Annotated in this window: 16 protein-coding genes; 12 read left to right on the top strand and 4 right to left on the bottom strand. The window is 54.5% G+C overall.

Annotated elements, in window-relative coordinates:
• The first annotated feature begins 203 nt into the window (after positions 1 to 203).
• The 6 genes from rpsF to ACR0IU_RS04945 all read left to right on the top strand — a co-directional run bounded on the left by rpsF (position 204) and on the right by ACR0IU_RS04945 (position 4,041).
• A complete protein-coding gene (gene rpsF, locus ACR0IU_RS04970) occupies positions 204 to 557 on the top strand; it encodes a 30S ribosomal protein S6 (protein ID WP_029622013.1) in 354 nt (117 codons plus the stop codon).
• A 27-nt stretch (positions 558 to 584) separates the two neighbouring features.
• A complete protein-coding gene (gene rpsR / locus ACR0IU_RS04965; RefSeq protein WP_005608650.1) occupies positions 585 to 812 on the top strand; it encodes a 30S ribosomal protein S18 in 228 nt (75 codons plus the stop codon).
• A gap of 12 nt (positions 813 to 824) precedes the next feature.
• Entirely contained in the window at positions 825 to 1,445 is a 621-nt protein-coding gene (rplI, locus tag ACR0IU_RS04960; RefSeq protein WP_010442081.1) for a 50S ribosomal protein L9, read from the top strand.
• Between the two features lie 154 nt (positions 1,446 to 1,599).
• The gene (locus ACR0IU_RS04955) at positions 1,600 to 2,085 is read left to right on the top strand and encodes a lytic transglycosylase domain-containing protein (RefSeq protein WP_010442080.1); all 486 of its coding nucleotides are present in this window, start codon (positions 1,600 to 1,602) and stop codon (positions 2,083 to 2,085) included.
• 280 nt (positions 2,086 to 2,365) lie between these two features.
• Positions 2,366 to 3,067: an autoinducer binding domain-containing protein gene (locus ACR0IU_RS04950; RefSeq protein WP_480715455.1), complete on the top strand. Its 702-nt coding sequence runs from the start codon at positions 2,366 to 2,368 to the stop codon at positions 3,065 to 3,067.
• A gap of 119 nt (positions 3,068 to 3,186) precedes the next feature.
• Complete coding sequence (locus tag ACR0IU_RS04945; protein ID WP_480715454.1) at positions 3,187 to 4,041, top strand: acyl-homoserine-lactone synthase; 855 nt, start codon at positions 3,187 to 3,189, stop codon at positions 4,039 to 4,041.
• A gap of 99 nt (positions 4,042 to 4,140) precedes the next feature.
• On the opposite strand, the gene tig is transcribed toward ACR0IU_RS04945, so the two are convergent.
• The 3 genes from tig to ACR0IU_RS04930 form a co-directional block, all read right to left on the bottom strand.
• The gene (tig, locus tag ACR0IU_RS04940) at positions 4,141 to 5,472 is read right to left on the bottom strand and encodes a trigger factor (RefSeq protein WP_480715453.1); all 1,332 of its coding nucleotides are present in this window, start codon (positions 5,470 to 5,472) and stop codon (positions 4,141 to 4,143) included.
• Between the two features lie 185 nt (positions 5,473 to 5,657).
• Entirely contained in the window at positions 5,658 to 6,878 is a 1,221-nt protein-coding gene (locus ACR0IU_RS04935) for a porin (RefSeq protein ID WP_480715452.1), read from the bottom strand.
• Between the two features lie 211 nt (positions 6,879 to 7,089).
• Positions 7,090 to 8,682: an NAD(P)H-hydrate dehydratase gene (locus ACR0IU_RS04930; RefSeq protein ID WP_480715451.1), complete on the bottom strand. Its 1,593-nt coding sequence runs from the start codon at positions 8,680 to 8,682 to the stop codon at positions 7,090 to 7,092.
• A 170-nt stretch (positions 8,683 to 8,852) separates the two neighbouring features.
• On the opposite strand from ACR0IU_RS04930, the gene ACR0IU_RS04925 reads away from it, so the two are divergent.
• From ACR0IU_RS04925 to ACR0IU_RS04905, 5 genes are all read left to right on the top strand, one after another.
• The gene (locus tag ACR0IU_RS04925) at positions 8,853 to 9,191 is read left to right on the top strand and encodes a P-II family nitrogen regulator (protein ID WP_260022631.1); all 339 of its coding nucleotides are present in this window, start codon (positions 8,853 to 8,855) and stop codon (positions 9,189 to 9,191) included.
• 32 nt (positions 9,192 to 9,223) lie between these two features.
• On the top strand, positions 9,224 to 10,630 hold the full coding sequence (glnA, locus tag ACR0IU_RS04920; RefSeq protein WP_170472262.1) for a type I glutamate--ammonia ligase: 1,407 nt from the start codon (positions 9,224 to 9,226) through the stop codon (positions 10,628 to 10,630).
• Between the two features lie 105 nt (positions 10,631 to 10,735).
• Positions 10,736 to 11,383: an MSMEG_1061 family FMN-dependent PPOX-type flavoprotein gene (locus ACR0IU_RS04915; RefSeq protein WP_170472264.1), complete on the top strand. Its 648-nt coding sequence runs from the start codon at positions 10,736 to 10,738 to the stop codon at positions 11,381 to 11,383.
• Between the two features lie 65 nt (positions 11,384 to 11,448).
• Positions 11,449 to 12,243, top strand: coding sequence for a lytic murein transglycosylase (locus ACR0IU_RS04910; protein WP_170540619.1), 795 nt, complete (start codon positions 11,449 to 11,451; stop codon positions 12,241 to 12,243).
• A 197-nt stretch (positions 12,244 to 12,440) separates the two neighbouring features.
• Positions 12,441 to 13,352 carry a hypothetical protein gene (locus tag ACR0IU_RS04905; RefSeq protein ID WP_480715450.1) on the top strand — a complete coding sequence of 304 codons (912 nt, stop codon included), beginning with the start codon at positions 12,441 to 12,443 and terminating at the stop codon, positions 13,350 to 13,352.
• Positions 13,353 to 13,388: 36 nt separating this feature from the next.
• Here the strand turns inward: ACR0IU_RS04905 and ACR0IU_RS04900 are convergent, their stop codons facing one another.
• Entirely contained in the window at positions 13,389 to 14,132 is a 744-nt protein-coding gene (locus ACR0IU_RS04900) for a heme-dependent oxidative N-demethylase family protein (protein ID WP_480715449.1), read from the bottom strand.
• Between the two features lie 124 nt (positions 14,133 to 14,256).
• On the opposite strand from ACR0IU_RS04900, the gene dddP reads away from it, so the two are divergent.
• Positions 14,257 to 15,600 (top strand): dimethylsulfonioproprionate lyase DddP, encoded by a 1,344-nt coding sequence (gene dddP / locus ACR0IU_RS04895; protein WP_170540625.1) that lies wholly within the window; start codon positions 14,257 to 14,259, stop codon positions 15,598 to 15,600.
• Position 15,601: the final 1 nt, after the last annotated feature.

The following is a 15,601-nucleotide window of genomic DNA, read 5'->3' as shown; positions in this document are numbered from 1 at the left end:
GAAAAGCGTCAGGAATTGGGCACACCAAAGGAAATTGGGCGACTTCACCAAGGCACCCATCGCAGGGCTTGCCCCGACCGCGCAAACGTGTATACGGGGCCATCCTTCGCAAAGGTTATGAATCGCGCAGCCTCTCGTGGCAGGGTCGCGAAGGACCAATGACCCCGCCTTTGAAATGCGCCTTGATATAAACAGGAGTGCACATGCCACTGTATGAGCATGTAATGATCGCGCGTCAGGATCTGTCCAACGCGCAGGCAGAAAGCCTTGTCGAACATTTCGGCACCGTTCTGGCTGACAACGGCGGCAACGTCGTCGACAGCGAGTACTGGGGCGTTAAGACGATGGCTTATAAGATCAACAAGAACCGCAAAGGCCACTATGCCTTTCTGAAAACCGATGCCCCTTCGGGCGCGGTTCAGGAAATGGAACGCCTGATGCGCTTGCATGACGACGTTATGCGCGTTCTGACCATCAAGGTCGACGAGCACAACGAGGGCCCCTCGGTCCAGATGCAAAAGCGCGATGAGCGCGAAGGCCGCCGCGAGCGCCGCTGATCAACGCCTGACGAAAGGACATAAACCATGGCCGCAAAACCATTTTTCCGCCGCCGCAAGGTCTGCCCGTTCTCGGGTGAGAACGCGCCGAAAATCGACTACAAAGACACCCGTCTGCTGCAGCGCTACATCTCTGAGCGCGGCAAGATCGTACCTTCGCGCATCACCGCCGTTTCGGCGAAAAAGCAGCGTGAACTGGCCCGTGCTATCAAGCGCGCCCGCTTCCTCGCCCTGCTGCCCTACGCCGTGAAGTAAGGAGAGACTGACATGCAAGTTATCCTTCTGGAACGCGTTGCGAAACTGGGTCAGATGGGCGACGTCGTTGACGTCAAGCCCGGCTACGCCCGCAACTTCCTGCTGCCTCAGGGCAAAGCACTGAGCGCATCCGAATCGAACATCGCATCGTTCGAGGCCCAGAAAGCGCAGCTTGAAGCACGCAACCTGGAAACCAAGAAAGAAGCTGAAGCGCTGGCTGAAAAGCTGGACGGTCAGCAGTTCATCGTGATTCGCTCGGCGTCAGATGCCGGCGCTCTGTACGGTTCGGTCACCCCGCGTGACGCCGCAGACGCTGCGACCGACGCAGGCTTCACCGTCGACAAGAAACAGATTGTTCTGATCGCCCCGATCAAAGAACTTGGTCTTCACTCGCTGGCAGTCAAACTGCACCCCGAGGTTGAAGTCGAGATCAAGATGAACGTTGCCCGTTCGGAAGAAGAAGCCGAACTGCAGGCATCGGGTAAATCGATTCAGGAACTGGCTGCTGAAGAAGAAGCCGCCGCTGAATTCGAAATCGCTGAACTCTTTGACGACATCGGCTCGGCCGCGTCGGATGACGATGAGTTGGTCGCCGAAGAAGCTCCGGCTGAAGAAGACGAAGCCAAAGCCTGATCCGGCTGCTTCTACGAATCCAAAGGGCCGCACTTATGTGCGGCCTTTTTTTGTTTTCTTATCGCCACCAGCAAGATTTAGCCCGATTGATCGCCTAGACTTGCGGACCGGCGAAGGTTTCATATCATCGCCCTTCGATATCAGGAGCATATATATGACCCCTCTCCTTCGCCGCAGCGTTTTGACCTTGTTGCTCATTGCGCCACTTGCCGCCTGTGGTGGCCCAAACGCTTCAGGTGGCACCGACACCTCCGACCCGCCCCTCTATCCCAATGAGACGCCGGAACTGCGTGCCTCGATCAACAAATGGGCCGATCACTATGAGCTTCCACGAGAGTTGGTGCACAAACTTGCCATCCGCGAAAGCACACATCGCCCCTGGGCGGTGAACCGCCCCTACTATGGGCTGCTGCAAATCCTGCCTGCGACCGCGCGATCTATGGGCTATGCTGGTAATGCCCAGGGATTGCTGGACGCAGACACAAATCTGGAATTTGCAGGTAAATACCTACGCGGTGCCTGGCTATTGTCGGACGGCGATCAACAGCGCGCTATTTTTCTCTATGCGAAAGGGTACTACCCCGAAGCTAAGAAGAGGGGTATGCTAGTTGAAACTGGTCTAGTTTCCGCCACAAAATAGACGTTATTAATGCGCATTCACCTCGTAAAGTATGCGCATAACCACTCAAACACCCGATAAACTTCGGAATGGGCACCACAAATCTGACATTGACCTAAGCAAAGGACGCCATAAAGATGTGCACCAATGGCACATTTCCCTTTAAAAGGCAGACATTTCCCCTAGCTTCTTGTCATGATGTGGGAAATGTGGTGTCCTTGTTGACGTCAGGGAAGACAGTATCTTTTTTCCTGGAAAAAGGGATCCGCCCGCTCACTCGGGTTTAGCTGGTCGTTGCCGTATGGATATTGTTGATCTCAGCACCCTTCCAGAACAGGATACTCGGTATGACGAGTTCCTGCGCCAAGTCTGTGACAAATACGAAATGGACCATGCCGCTTATGCTGGCATGAACCCTGCCGCAGGAACCATCCACGGCCATGTGACCTATAGCGATGACTGGAAAGCTCATTATCAAGAACAAGGTCTGCATCTGATCGATCCGACGTTGCACATGAGTCAACGTAGCATCGCGCCCGTAGATTGGAGTCGTCTTGAACGGGGCAAAGATTTCCAGCGCGTTTTTCGTGATGCACATGATTTTGGCATTCCAGATCAGGGCATTACGATTCCTGTGCGCGGGCCGTACGGAGATATCGGCCTGCTCAGCGCCGTGCGTGAATGCAGCCGGGAAGAGTGGAAGAAACTGGTGCCCAACGTGATAAGTGACCTGCAATCTTTGGCCGTACACATTCATGACAACGTCATGACGTCGGATTCAATCAGCCGAATGCTATACCACCCGACCCTCTCCAGCCGCGAGTTGGAGATTTTGCAATGGGCGGCAGCAGGCAAATCACAGCAGGATATCGGCGATATTCTGTCGATTTCGCACCGTACGGTTGAGGTGCACTTGCGCTCTTCTCGCGAAAAGCTTAATGCACTGACGACTCCGCAGGCCGTCGGTCGCGCCATCGGAATCGGCTTAATCTACCCAGGATAAAGCCAAATCTTGCCAAAATTGGGCTAAAAAAAGCCGATATTACGGGAAACCCCCAATAGATTCGCTGTGGAAACCGAGTAACGTCTTATCCACAGACAGATCACTCGAAGGGGGTTAACATGATTTTGGTAGTTGATGGGCTGAACAGACATCTGTTCACCGAAGTTCTCGACGATATGTTCGAATTGCGCGCTCGGGTTTTTGGCGGGCGACTTGGTTGGGACGTTAACATCGAAGATGGGAAAGAAATCGATCAATTCGATCATCTGGATCCTGCATATGTAATCGGTCTCGACGATGAGGGGAACGTCGTGGCCGCAGTACGTGCACTCCAAACCACCGGCCCGCACATGCTTTCAGATGTGTTCTCGGATATCTTATGCGGCGAAGCACCAATGCGCAGCGCGACCATGTGGGAATCGACCCGCTTCTGTGTCGATACGCAGCGTTTGACTCGAGGAAAAGAGAAAAACTCAGTCTCATATGCGACCTGTGAGTTGATGATTGGATCACTGGAATATTGCCGCAGCGCGGGTATTCAAGACATCATCACCGTCATCGACCCGGTCATGAACCGCGTTCTCAAACGCTCGAACTGTGCGCCCTACGATTATGTTGGCGAAACAGTACCGATGGGCAAAGTGCCGGCGATGGCAGCCTTGTTGGATTGCTCCGAAGAAAGGATTTCGGGCCTTCGAGAATTTGCTGAAATCCACCACGATGTCTTTATCGAAGAAGAAAAGGCATTGGAGTTCTTTGAGGCAAAAAAGGCAGCGGCTGCCAACCCGGCAAACCGCGACCACAAGCCGCTCACCGATCTTGAGAAGTACTTTGTCGAACAGATGAGTGCGGCCAAGACCGAAGTGGAAAGACAGGCAGTGCTGAAACTGATCGAAGCGCTGACCGATACATTCACCCCAGAGCAAAAGACCGCTCTGTTACAGACCCCCCGTGCTTTTGCTCATGAGGCCTGACCCCCTCACCTCATAGTACAAAGCCACCCATGCGGAGCCGTCTAATTTCCAGACGGCTCCGCTTTTTTTGTGGCCCCTGGCTGGGGGGGAGGAAGAGGATTATTCCTCTTCCAGTGCCTCAACGGCTTTTTGCAGGTCGTCTTTGCCGACTTCTTTGTCTGCGACCTGAGCCAGCTCGACGATGTAGTCGACAACCTTGTCTTCAAAGATCGGCGCGCGCAATTGCTGCTGCATCTGAGCGTTCTGCTGCACGAACTCAAAGAACTGACGTTCCTGACCTGGGTACTGACGTGCCTGGTTCATGATCGCCTGAGTCATCTCGGCATCGGTGACTTCAACCTCGGCTTTCTGGCCCAGTTCAGCCAGCAACAGGCCCAGACGCACGCGGCGCTCGGCCAGCTTGTTGTGCTCGTCGGTCGGCTCGATCGGATCATGATCGTGGCCTTCAACTTCAGGGTTCTCTTCGTGCCATAGCTGATGTGCGATCTGTTTGGCTTCGGCTTCCACCAATGAGGGCGGCAGGTCGAACGAAACTTTCTCATCCAGCACGTCCAATAGCGCGCGCTTCATAACCGCACGCGATGCGCCTGCGTATTCGGCTTCCAGGCGTTCACCAATCTGTTCTTTCAGTGCAGCCAGATCGTCGGCGCCGAATTTCTTGGCCAGTTCGTCGTCAACCTCGGCAGCAACCGGTTCCTTCACCTCTTTGATGGTGCAGGTGAATACGGCGTCTTTACCGGCCAGATGCTCGGCACCGTATTCTTCAGGGAAGGTAACATTCACGTCTTTCTCTTCCTCGGCTTTTACGCCAACCAGCTGCTCTTCAAAGCCAGGGATGAAGCTGTTCGAACCCAGAACCAGCGGGTAATCTTCAGCCGAACCACCTTCGAACTCTTCGCCGTCAACCTTGCCAACAAAGTCGAAAACGATCTGGTCGCCATCCTTGGCTTTGGAACCCTTGCGGCGCGCTTTGAAGTTCTGGGCGGTTTCGGCCAGGTTGTTCAGCGCTTCTTCCACGGCTGCATCATCAGCTTTGACAACCAGCTTCTCCAGCTCGACCGATTTCAGGTCAACCTCTGGAATTTCGGGTAGTGCTTCGTAGGACATAGCAACTTCTACGTCATCGCCTTCTTTCCAGTCCTCGTTGGTCATCTTGACCTCGGGCTGCAGTGCAGGACGCTCGCCGCTGTCCTCAAAGTGCTTATTCATCGCACCGTCGATGGTTTCCTGCATCGCTTCGCCAAGCAGACGCTGGCCAAACTGCTTCTTCAGCAGTGCCATCGGCACCTTACCTTTACGGAAGCCCTTCATCTCGACTTCGGGCTGCGCTTCGGTCAGCTTTTCGTTGACCTTGTTGTCCAGCTCGGCTGCGGTCACAACGATGTTGTACCCGCGTTTCAGACCTTCATTCAGCGTCTCGGTAACCTGCATTATGGTAGTCCCCATAGGATTCGGGGCGCGCAAAACGGGCGCGCCGGGCAAATTTGACGCCTTCTATTTGCCCAGCCGCTCGCGTGCAAGAGGCAAAGGCCTTTTCAGCCCCGTTTTGCCCATATCACAGACGAAAAAACGCCCCGGCGCAGGCCGGAGCGTCTGATCATTGCTGAGTTAAGAGCTCAGAACTTCCAGCGGGCGCCCAACACCCAGGCTTCGTTGTTGTCGAACGAAGCGCCATCTTCAAAGTCGTGATTGCGGTATTTCAGGTAGGCATCTGTATTGATGCTGTCGATACGCTGAACGACAGCGATGCCCCAAGCGTCTGTGCTGGACCCGTCATCCACGAAGTCCGAACCCGAATAGTAGTCGATCCCGATACCGGTTTTGCCCCAGGAGACCCACTGATCTTCATACGCGATCTTCCCATAGAAGTAGTTCGGATCAGACGCACCGTCCGCATCATTATCGCGCGTGCCAGCAGCGATGGTGAAACTCAACCCACTCTGCAGCAGAACGGACGCGGAACCGATCGTATCCTTGCGATCCCCTGATCCATCGTCAGCCGAACGAACCGAGTAAGCAATGGCTGCAGCGAACTCGACCCCGCCACCGAAGGTGTTGTTGTATCTGAGGCCAACATCATAATAGTCATCGTCATCGCCGCTGGACAGGATGTTCTGACCATATGCCAGCCCAGCGGTGAATCCACTGAACTCGGGTGTATCATAACGAACACGGCCACGACGCGCACCGTCAAAGTTGCTGCTGGAATCGCCTACGGTGATATCGCTTAGGAAACCGTCAGTCCCACGATAGAAAAAACCGCCGTTCTCGTCATTAGTGAAAGAATACAGCGCGGTCCCGACATAGGACAGGTCCACTTCGGCGGCACCGTCCGCTACCATGCTGCCCTGACCAGCGGAGAATTTACCCCAGTCACCCGCCAGAGCGAAATCTACATGCCGGATGTCTTCGCGAGTCCAACCGCTGAAATCAGTGCCTAGCTGGTTCCACTCGCTTGAATTCGGAAGTCCCAATCCGGTTTCCAACCGGAATGTGAAATCGTTATTGCCAAAAGGCTGTAACAGCTCAAGTCCGACCCGGCTGTTCGAAAGGTCGTTGTCCAGCACGCGGGTCTCGGTGTCTTCTCCGTCATCGACCGAAATCAACGCAGGGTGCAACTGTCCGTATAGCAACACATAACCACCTGTGTTGTTTTCATATTTAAGTTCGGCGGCGGCAGGTATTGCGGTTGTTGCGGCAAAAGCTGCTGCTAAGGAAGTCAGTTTATAATTCACTGTCATGTCATTCACCGTAGATGGTTCTTTAAGTTTGATACTGCCCAAATGCTCATCGGTTCCTGCATTTCCAATGATACCCGGCTCAAGTTCAGCATTCATTGCTTTATCGTCACAGGTATCTGTGTCGAAGGCAAGAATTCTGCATTAATTTCAATTCATTGATCGAGTCCCAGAAGCGACTCTAATAACCACGCAAGAAAATTGTGACGCCGATCGTTGCATACTGCAAACAGCCGCTATGCGACTGGCGGGACGCAACGGCATAAATTCGCCGCTTTGGGCTGTGATCGGCCATTAACCGCCGATCGATTTATACTTCAATCTGTTGCAATACGGCGGGCAACTGCTCGGCTAAATCTTCGGCGATCAAGCCTGGCCCAAAGATCCGAGCGCATTCAACATGCAGCCAGGCCGCCGTTTCTGCCGCTTGCATTGGCTCGAACCCTCGCGCAAGCAATCCAGTGATGAAGCCAGCCAACGTATCGCCCGATCCGGCTGTTGCGAGCCAGGGGGCCGCCCGGTTGTAATGTGCAGAATTGACCGAGCACCGCCCGTCCAGCGTGGCAATGACCGTGTCAGGCCCTTTCACCAGTACACAACATCCAGCTCGCACCGCCGCCTCACGAGCCGCATCAACCTTAGAGAATGCCGGGCCCTTGGCGGGCACTTCATTCAGCTTTTCTGCGATATCCGGGAACAAACGCGCGAACTCTCCTGTATGCGGCGTCAGCACGCATCTTTCATGCAGCAGTTCTAATAGTGCCCCCGGTTCTTCGGCAAACGCTGACAAGGCATCCGCATCCAACACAGTCGGCCGCGCTGCGCTTAGTACAACCGGCACCAATTCCCGAGATCGCGTTTCCCCCAGGCCCGGTCCAAGGCACAATGCGTTAAACCGCTCATCCTGCAGAGTTTCAAGTAAGTCCCCTGCCCCATCAACCCGCTTCAGCATCAGAGCGGTGATCTGGCTCGCGATCTCCATTTGCGCGGCAGGTGGCGCACCCAGTGTCACCAACCCCGCCCCTATCCGCAGCGCCGCTCGGGCTGCCAAACGTGCGGCCCCGGTTTTGCGGACGCCGCCCGACAGGACAAGCGCATGACCGTGCGAGTACTTATGGCTGTGCTCACTTTTGTTGAGATGAGTGCCAGATGGCGCTTCGACAGAAGTTGCTGCCTCAATCTCTCCCTCATCCCGATTCAATCCGATATCTTTCACGACCAGCCGACCGCAATAAGATGAACCCTCGCTCAGAACATGCCCAAGCTTTCGCGCGTGGAATGAAACGGTCAGGGCGGACCGTGCGCAACGGCGACCATGCTGTGCAAAGGCGCCCCCAATAATTTTGCCTGAATCCGAACAGAGACCTGAAGGCAGATCAATTGCGACTGTTCGTGGTGGTACGATATCGGTTCCACGACCTTGCCTGCGCATTTCCCATGCGTCTTCCGCATCATCATGCGCCCATAGGTATTCCCACAAAACCGGATCTTCGATTGGTCGCGTCAATCCGGTGCCAAACAATGCATCAATGGAAAGGTCAGGATGCTGAATTTCAGCCTTACCAAAATCAGCCACGCCAAGCGTCCTTCCTTCCCACCGTTCATAGTTCACGCGCGCATCCGGTGGCAATTTGGCAGGGTCACCATAGAGCAACACTTCGACTTGCCACCCCTGCCCTTGCAGCAACCGCGCGACCACAAAGCCGTCTCCGCCATTGTTGCCCGGGCCACTTAATATCACCGCGCGACCTCCGGAATTCGCTAAGTATGGCCATTCCTCAAAAATCGCGGCCACAACGCCTTGTCCTGCGCGCTCCATCAACTCAAGACCCGTCGCCTGCCCAAGACCAATCGCGGTGGTCTCGATGAGGCGCATTTGCGCAGCGGTCAGCAGTTTCGTCATCTCTGGCCCCTCAGGCGATTCAAATTTGATTACTTTTTGTGCACAGCGATCAAAATTTGATCCAATTATAGCTTTCACTGTCTCTGGCAGCCTGCAACACAGCAATCAGATTGCCGCCCAATCTTAGACGTGATCAGTGCCTTCAAGACAACCATGCAAGGTGAGCCGGAATGAAAAAGATCGAAGCGATCATCAAGCCGTTCAAGCTGGACGAAGTGAAAGAAGCGCTGCAGGACGTGGGCGTACAGGGCCTCAGCGTGATCGAAGTCAAGGGCTTTGGCCGTCAGAAAGGTCACACCGAGCTCTATCGCGGCGCTGAATACGTGGTCGACTTTCTGCCCAAGGTAAAGGTCGAGGTGGTGCTGGACGACGATCAGGCTGACGCCGCCATCGAAGCCATCGTTGGCGCAGCCAAGACAGACAAGATCGGCGACGGCAAAATCTTTGTCTCGCCCGTTGAACAAGCTATCCGCATCCGCACCGGTGAAACCGGCTCGGACGCGCTGTAACCGACTAAACTCAAATCAGAGGAATAGAGAGTATGAGCAAGGACGCAGTTCTTCAGCTGATCCGGGATGAGGACGCCGAATATGTCGACATCCGCTTTACCGACCCGCGCGGCAAGCTTCAGCACGTAACCATCATGTCCGATCAGGTCGACGAAGACTTTCTGGAAGAAGGCTTCATGTTCGACGGATCGTCCATCGCAGGCTGGAAGTCGATCGAAGCATCCGACATGAAGCTGATGCCCGATACTGACAGCGCATATGTCGATCCGTTCTATGCGGAAAAGACCATCTGCCTGCACTGCTCGGTTGTCGAGCCCGACACCGGCGAAGCCTATGAGCGTGACCCGCGCGGCACCGCGCAAAAAGCCGAAGCCTACCTGAAGGCGTCCGGTATCGGTGATGTGGCCTATATGGGCCCTGAGGCCGAATTCTTCCTGTTCGACGATGTTCGTTTCTCTAACAGTATCAACAAGGTATCTTACGAAGTTGATGCAACTGATGCATCGTGGAACACTGACACAGAATACGAGATGGGCAACATGGGCCATCGTCCCGGGGTCAAAGGCGGTTACTTCCCCGTGAACCCGGTGGACGAGAGCCAGGATCTGCGTTCCGAGATGCTCAGCACCATGAAGCGTCTGGGTATGAAGGTCGACAAACACCACCACGAAGTCGCCTCGTGCCAGCACGAGCTTGGTCTGATCTTTGACAGCCTGACCAAACAGGCCGACGAGCTGCAGAAGTACAAATACGTGATCCACAACGTCGCCCACGCCTACGGCAAATCGGCCACCTTCATGCCGAAGCCCATCGCAGGTGATAACGGCACCGGCATGCACGTGAACATGTCGATCTGGAAAGACGGCAAGCCGCTCTTTGCAGGCGACAAATATGCTGATCTGTCGGATGAGGCGCTGTGGTTCATCGGTGGCGTTCTGAAGCACGCCAAAACGCTGAACGCCTTCACCAACCCGGCGACCAACAGCTACAAGCGACTGATCCCGGGCTTCGAGGCCCCTGTTCTGCGCGCCTACTCGGCCCGCAACCGCTCTGGCTGTGTGCGTATTCCGTGGACCGAAAGCCCGAAAGCCAAGCGCGTCGAGGCTCGGTTCCCCGATCCCGCCGCAAACCCCTACCTGGCGTTTGCTGCGCTGCTGATGGCCGGTCTGGACGGCATTAAGAACAAGATCGATCCGGGCGAAGCCATGGACAAGAACCTGTACGATTTGCCCGCCGAGGAACTGGCCGACATCCCGACCGTTTGCGGATCGCTGCGTGAGGCTCTGGAAGCTCTGGCATCCGATCACGATTTCCTGCTGCAAGGCGACGTGTTCACAAAAGATCAAATCGACGGCTACATCGAATTGAAGATGGAAGAGGTCGAAACCTACGAGCACACGCCGCACCCGGTTGAGTACGGCATGTACTACAGCTGCTGATCCAATAGCATATCGGACTGTTATAAGGGCGCCCTTCGGGGCGCCCTTGTTTCGTTTGGCGCGATCTTCCAAACTCGTTGAACCAGCACCAAAGGAGGAACGCGCATGCCCGTCGATGCTTCACCTTTTTCAGAGTTCGCAAATCTCGTGACCTCAGAAGCCGAACTCGAACAGATTTGCGGGCACCCCCTGCCTCAGATCATCGACAAAGAACTTCCGGCGCTGGATCAGATGTGCCGTGACTTTATCGCAACCTCACCTTTCTGCCTCATCGCGTCGGCGAACCCGTCCGGCTATCTAGATATTTCTCCACGCGGGGACCCGGCAGGGTTTACATTCATCATTTCTGACACACTGATCGCCCTGCCCGACCGCCCCGGAAACAAGCGCGTAGATACCTTTCACAACGTTCTGAAGGACCCGCGCGTTAGTTTGATCTTCTTCGTCCCCGGAAAAATGGAAACGCTGCGACTTCGCGGCACCGCAAGGATTTGTGCGGATTCTGAACTGCTTTCTACCATGGATGTTGGAGGTCATGCCCCCAAACTGGCCTTGTTGATCCATGTCGAAACCATCTTTGCGCACTGCCCCAAATGCATCATCCGTTCAAACCTGTGGCAGCCAGAGGAATGGCCGGATTCTTCGCATCTGCCCAATATGAACGCGATGATGGTCAAGCATGCCAAGATCGATAAAACTCCGGACGAGTGGTTCGAAACCCTGAAAACCACAGGTGAACTTGATCTGTATTAAACCGCTTTGCCAGACAGCGATCAAAGCTTAGGCTGAAGTAGTTATTCTGCAATCGGATTTCCTTCATGCTTAGAATTTGCACCAGCGTTGCTATCGCTATTCTCATGCCCTCGATGGCGTTCACGGCCCCATGCGGCAATACCGGTAGCGGATTTGAGGCTTGGAAAGCCGACTTCGCCAAAACGGCCAAGCGTGCTGGGGTGAAAAAGAAAGGCCTGCAGGCATTGGCGCAGACCCAATACGCGACCCGCACCATTGCAGCTGATCGCAATCAAAAAAGCTTCAAATACTCGCTGGACAAGTTCATGAAAATTCGCGGAGCGGATACCATCGTCGCTCAGGGACGTAAGCGTAAGGCGCGCAACCCGCAATTCTATGCTGCTCTGGAGCGCCAATACGGCGTGCCCGCGGGTGTTCTGATTGCCATCCACGGCATGGAAACCGGCTTCGGTAACTTCATGGGCGACAGCCAGGTTGTTTCCGCAATCACAACATTGGCCTATGATTGTCGCCGATCCGAGTTCTTTATCCCGCATGCCATTGGTGCGCTAAAATTGGTCGATCAAGGCAGCGTCACGATGGCGACAAAAGGGGCAAAACATGGCGAGCTGGGTCATACGCAATTTTTGCCTGGCAATGCTTTGACCTATGGCGTGGACGCAACCGGTGATGGTCGGGTCGATTTCTACAACATGACCGACGCCCTTGCCTCAACTGCAAATTTCTTACGTAAGAAAGGGTGGAAGCCAGGACGTGGCTACCAATCCGGCGAGCCGAATTTTGCGGTTATCCAACAGTGGAATGCCGCCACTGTTTATCAGCAATCCATCGCTATTATGGCTGCTCGAATCGACGGTTGAGTCGAGCAACTTATCTGGCCCGGCAGATCCGATTTCAGCCACATTCTCGCCACATATATTAAAGAAAACCGCGTTTTTCTTGGTTTCCAAAGTGTAATCAATGATGGAAATCTCTGACTTTTTTGCATTTTCGTCAAAATTTGCACCATTTCGGTTGCTACATTGTTGTGAAGATTATTACGGCAAAGGAACATGCTGTGACTTCGAAGCATATGTACCACGGCGGTCTCCAATTCGACGGCTCTGCGGATGGCGCACTTGAACGCGTTTGCGATGTCGTATCCACCACACTCGCGGATTATGGCCATCTGGTTGAGCGCAAGACGCTTCTCAGCGCGTCCGAGGCAAGCATCGTCTGCAGCCAGTATCTTGTGCGGTTGACCCTTGATTCAGAATCCAAGGCAGTTGAACACAGCCACCATGAACGGATGGACAAAACTGCGGGTCTCAGAACTAAGGCGCGTCGTGTCGTAGCCCCCCCAGACAACCGGTTGACGATTACAATTTGTCCGGTTTCAAAGCTGCTTGATGATAGCGAAATATCAGAGCTGATGCTGGTTGTGATGCTTTACCGCATGGTCGATATCTGCACGACACGTCGGGTTGAATGGTTATCGCCCAAAACAGTGCTGACGATTGAACAATTCATGAGCGCGTTCGACTCGATCAGCCCCCGCAATTCCCGAAATCGTAAACAGATTTTCGAAGCGATCAGCGGTCCATTTGCCGGGCTCGACTTGCCCGATTCCAATCCAGAGCAACTGGAAACCAAAACCCGGAGCAAGCCGCGCCCAATAAAGCTGAGCGATGACCAACTCCTCAGTATTGCGTTTCGCACTGAAACCGATCCGTCGCCGTCGGCAAACCTTTCTCAGGACAGCGCTGAGGAAACCGATCGCCCAAGCGATATCCTTAGGCTGACTAGTTGGGGCATGACAGGCGCGATTGCCAGCATATCTGCCCCGGTTGCCGTTTCCTTGGCGGCTGTCAATCTGATCCGCGGTGAGGACTTTCGCCTCAACACTCAGGTGTTGGCATTTACAACCGCGATTTTCGGCCTGAACCTTACAAATGCTTTTGGCGAGGTCGCAAACGCCCTAGGCATGTAACCAAACGACCCAAGACCCTCCTTGGAAGCCCCGCCATCAGGCGGGGTTTTCCAGTTCTAAGATCTGCTCTGCCATCATCACGTATGTGTGGATGGCAAATACCACCGCGCCTGTTTGTGGTAGACGCAAGAGAGTTTGTCGTTCGCTGCGCAGATACCGGGCGGTGTTTTCGTTCTGTGGCGCACGTCTTTGCGCCATACTGCGTGGCTGGAACAGTTCAGCGTCATGATACCAAAGCGCATTAAACCGCCACAGCGGGCGGTTCGGTTGAATCCCATCAAATAAACGCTGAACCCTACGTGCTATGTTTGCGTCGTAGACATCCACGGGTTCATGAATTCCGGTCAGTGGGCGCATGAATTTTTCGGATAACATCCAGCTTGCAGGAAAGCACAGGATCGCGCCTGTCAGTACATGCTCATCACCGTGCTTCTGCAATATGCAGAAATCTTCCTGTACCAATTGGCAAAGCGTTTCCAACGGGTGGTCCCTATCAATTTCGATTTTGATCCCATCTGGCCTAACAACTTGATCGGAAGCATCCGGGTAGGCTTGCCTGAGAACCAATTCAAGCAACTCCTGCGCGGGCTTCGATGCTTCGGGGCTCTGGGCCAGAACATCTAACGTCCGCTCTTCTAACAAATCTGTCCGCCGTTGCATTTGAGCCGCAAAGGCATCGTCCTGGTGCAACCAGTTGTTAGGATCAGCCGGCTTGATCCCAGGTAGCGGGTTTGGGGCAAGCGGATTGTGGGGGATGGAATGCTGCAATATCTCCGTCATGACTGAGGCATAGCATCCCAAACTGGCTTTGCCGGTCAAAAAGCGACTTCTAGACAGTCGCAAACTTTCGAGACGTATCGTCTTTGGCTTTGCAGGCTGGGCTGGCAAGCAGAAAGGCCCGCCCGTGAACACACCCTATCGCGACACCCGTAAGATTGATCCCACCAGGGGCACCACTCTCGGCGATGGAACCCCAAATGACAATGATCGGATCGAAATCGGACCGACACAGCTGGCCTTTGATGAATGGACGGCCGCAGGGCTGAGCCTGCCCAATCTCGAACGGATGCGGGAATACCGCTGGTCGCGATTAACCCAAGCCATTGTGAAACGTGGCTGGGGTGGTGTCTTGTTGTTTGACCCCCTCAACATTCGCTACGCGACCGACAGCACCAATATGCAGCTTTGGAACACTCACAATCCGTTCCGGGCGGTGTTGGTTTGCGCAGATGGCTATATGGTCATCTGGGACTACAAAAACTCTCCTTTCCTGTCGAAGTTCAACCCGCTGGTGCGCGAGCAACGCTCGGGTGCGGATCTGTTCTACTTCGACCGGGGCGACAAAATCGATATCGCGGCGGATGTGTTCTCGAACGAAGTGCGCGTGTTGATCGAGGAACATGGCGGCGGAAATAAGCGACTTGGTGTAGACAAGATCATGTTGCACGGCCTACGCGCGCTCGAGGCGCAAGGGTTTCAAGTTATGGAAGGGGAAGAGCTCACCGAGAAAACCCGCGCTGTTAAAGGCCCCGACGAAATCCTCGCCATGCGCTGTGCCAGCCACGCCTGTGAAACCGCCGTCGCTGAAATGGAGCGGTTCGCACGTGCCAATGTCGGGGATGGTAAGACGTCGGAGGATGACATCTGGGCCGTTTTACATGCTGAAAATATTCGACGCGGAGGCGAGTGGATCGAAACTCGGCTTCTGGCTTCAGGCCAGCGTACCAATCCATGGTTTCAGGAATGTGGCCCACGTATCACGAGACAGAACGAGATCATCGCATTCGATACCGACCTGATTGGATCATACGGCATTTGCATCGACATTTCGCGCACATGGTGGATCGGCGATCAAAAGCCACGGCCTGACATGATTTATGCAATGCAGCACGCGCACGAGCATATCATGACCAATATGGAAATGCTGAAACCGGGTGTCATGATCCCAGAACTGACCGCAAATGCACACCGGCTGGACGACAAATTCCAGGCACAGAAATATGGTTGCCTGATGCATGGCGTGGGATTGTGCGATGAATGGCCTTTGGTGGCTTATCCAGACAAGGCGGTGGAAGGGGCCTATGACTACCCGCTTGAACCAGGAATGGTGCTGTGCGTCGAAGCGGCAGTTGGTGAGGTAGGTGGCGACTTCTCAATCAAGCTGGAAGATCAGGTGCTGATTACAGAAGACGGCTACGAAAACCTGACCAAGTATCCGTTCGACGCACAGTTGATGGGCGCAAACTAAG

It is taken from the genome of Ruegeria sp. CL5, assembly GCF_056536485.1.
This window is presented reverse-complemented; position numbering and strand designations above follow the sequence as displayed.

Bases quoted from the DNA above. Each gene is read 5' to 3' on its own strand.
- rpsF (WP_029622013.1), top strand. From the start codon at position 204: ATGCCACTGTATGAGCATGTAATGATCGCGCGTCAGGATCTGTCCAAC.
- rpsR (WP_005608650.1), top strand. From the start codon at position 585: ATGGCCGCAAAACCATTTTTCCGCCGCCGCAAGGTCTGCCCGTTCTCG.
- rplI (WP_010442081.1), top strand. From the start codon at position 825: ATGCAAGTTATCCTTCTGGAACGCGTTGCGAAACTGGGTCAGATGGGC.
- ACR0IU_RS04955 (WP_010442080.1), top strand. From the start codon at position 1,600: ATGACCCCTCTCCTTCGCCGCAGCGTTTTGACCTTGTTGCTCATTGCG.
- ACR0IU_RS04950 (WP_480715455.1), top strand. From the start codon at position 2,366: ATGGATATTGTTGATCTCAGCACCCTTCCAGAACAGGATACTCGGTAT.
- ACR0IU_RS04945 (WP_480715454.1), top strand. From the start codon at position 3,187: ATGATTTTGGTAGTTGATGGGCTGAACAGACATCTGTTCACCGAAGTT.
- tig (WP_480715453.1), bottom strand. From the start codon at position 5,472: ATGCAGGTTACCGAGACGCTGAATGAAGGTCTGAAACGCGGGTACAAC.
- ACR0IU_RS04935 (WP_480715452.1), bottom strand. From the start codon at position 6,878: ATGAATGCTGAACTTGAGCCGGGTATCATTGGAAATGCAGGAACCGAT.
- ACR0IU_RS04930 (WP_480715451.1), bottom strand. From the start codon at position 8,682: ATGACGAAACTGCTGACCGCTGCGCAAATGCGCCTCATCGAGACCACC.
- ACR0IU_RS04925 (WP_260022631.1), top strand. From the start codon at position 8,853: ATGAAAAAGATCGAAGCGATCATCAAGCCGTTCAAGCTGGACGAAGTG.
- glnA (WP_170472262.1), top strand. From the start codon at position 9,224: ATGAGCAAGGACGCAGTTCTTCAGCTGATCCGGGATGAGGACGCCGAA.
- ACR0IU_RS04915 (WP_170472264.1), top strand. From the start codon at position 10,736: ATGCCCGTCGATGCTTCACCTTTTTCAGAGTTCGCAAATCTCGTGACC.
- ACR0IU_RS04910 (WP_170540619.1), top strand. From the start codon at position 11,449: ATGCTTAGAATTTGCACCAGCGTTGCTATCGCTATTCTCATGCCCTCG.
- ACR0IU_RS04900 (WP_480715449.1), bottom strand. From the start codon at position 14,132: ATGACGGAGATATTGCAGCATTCCATCCCCCACAATCCGCTTGCCCCA.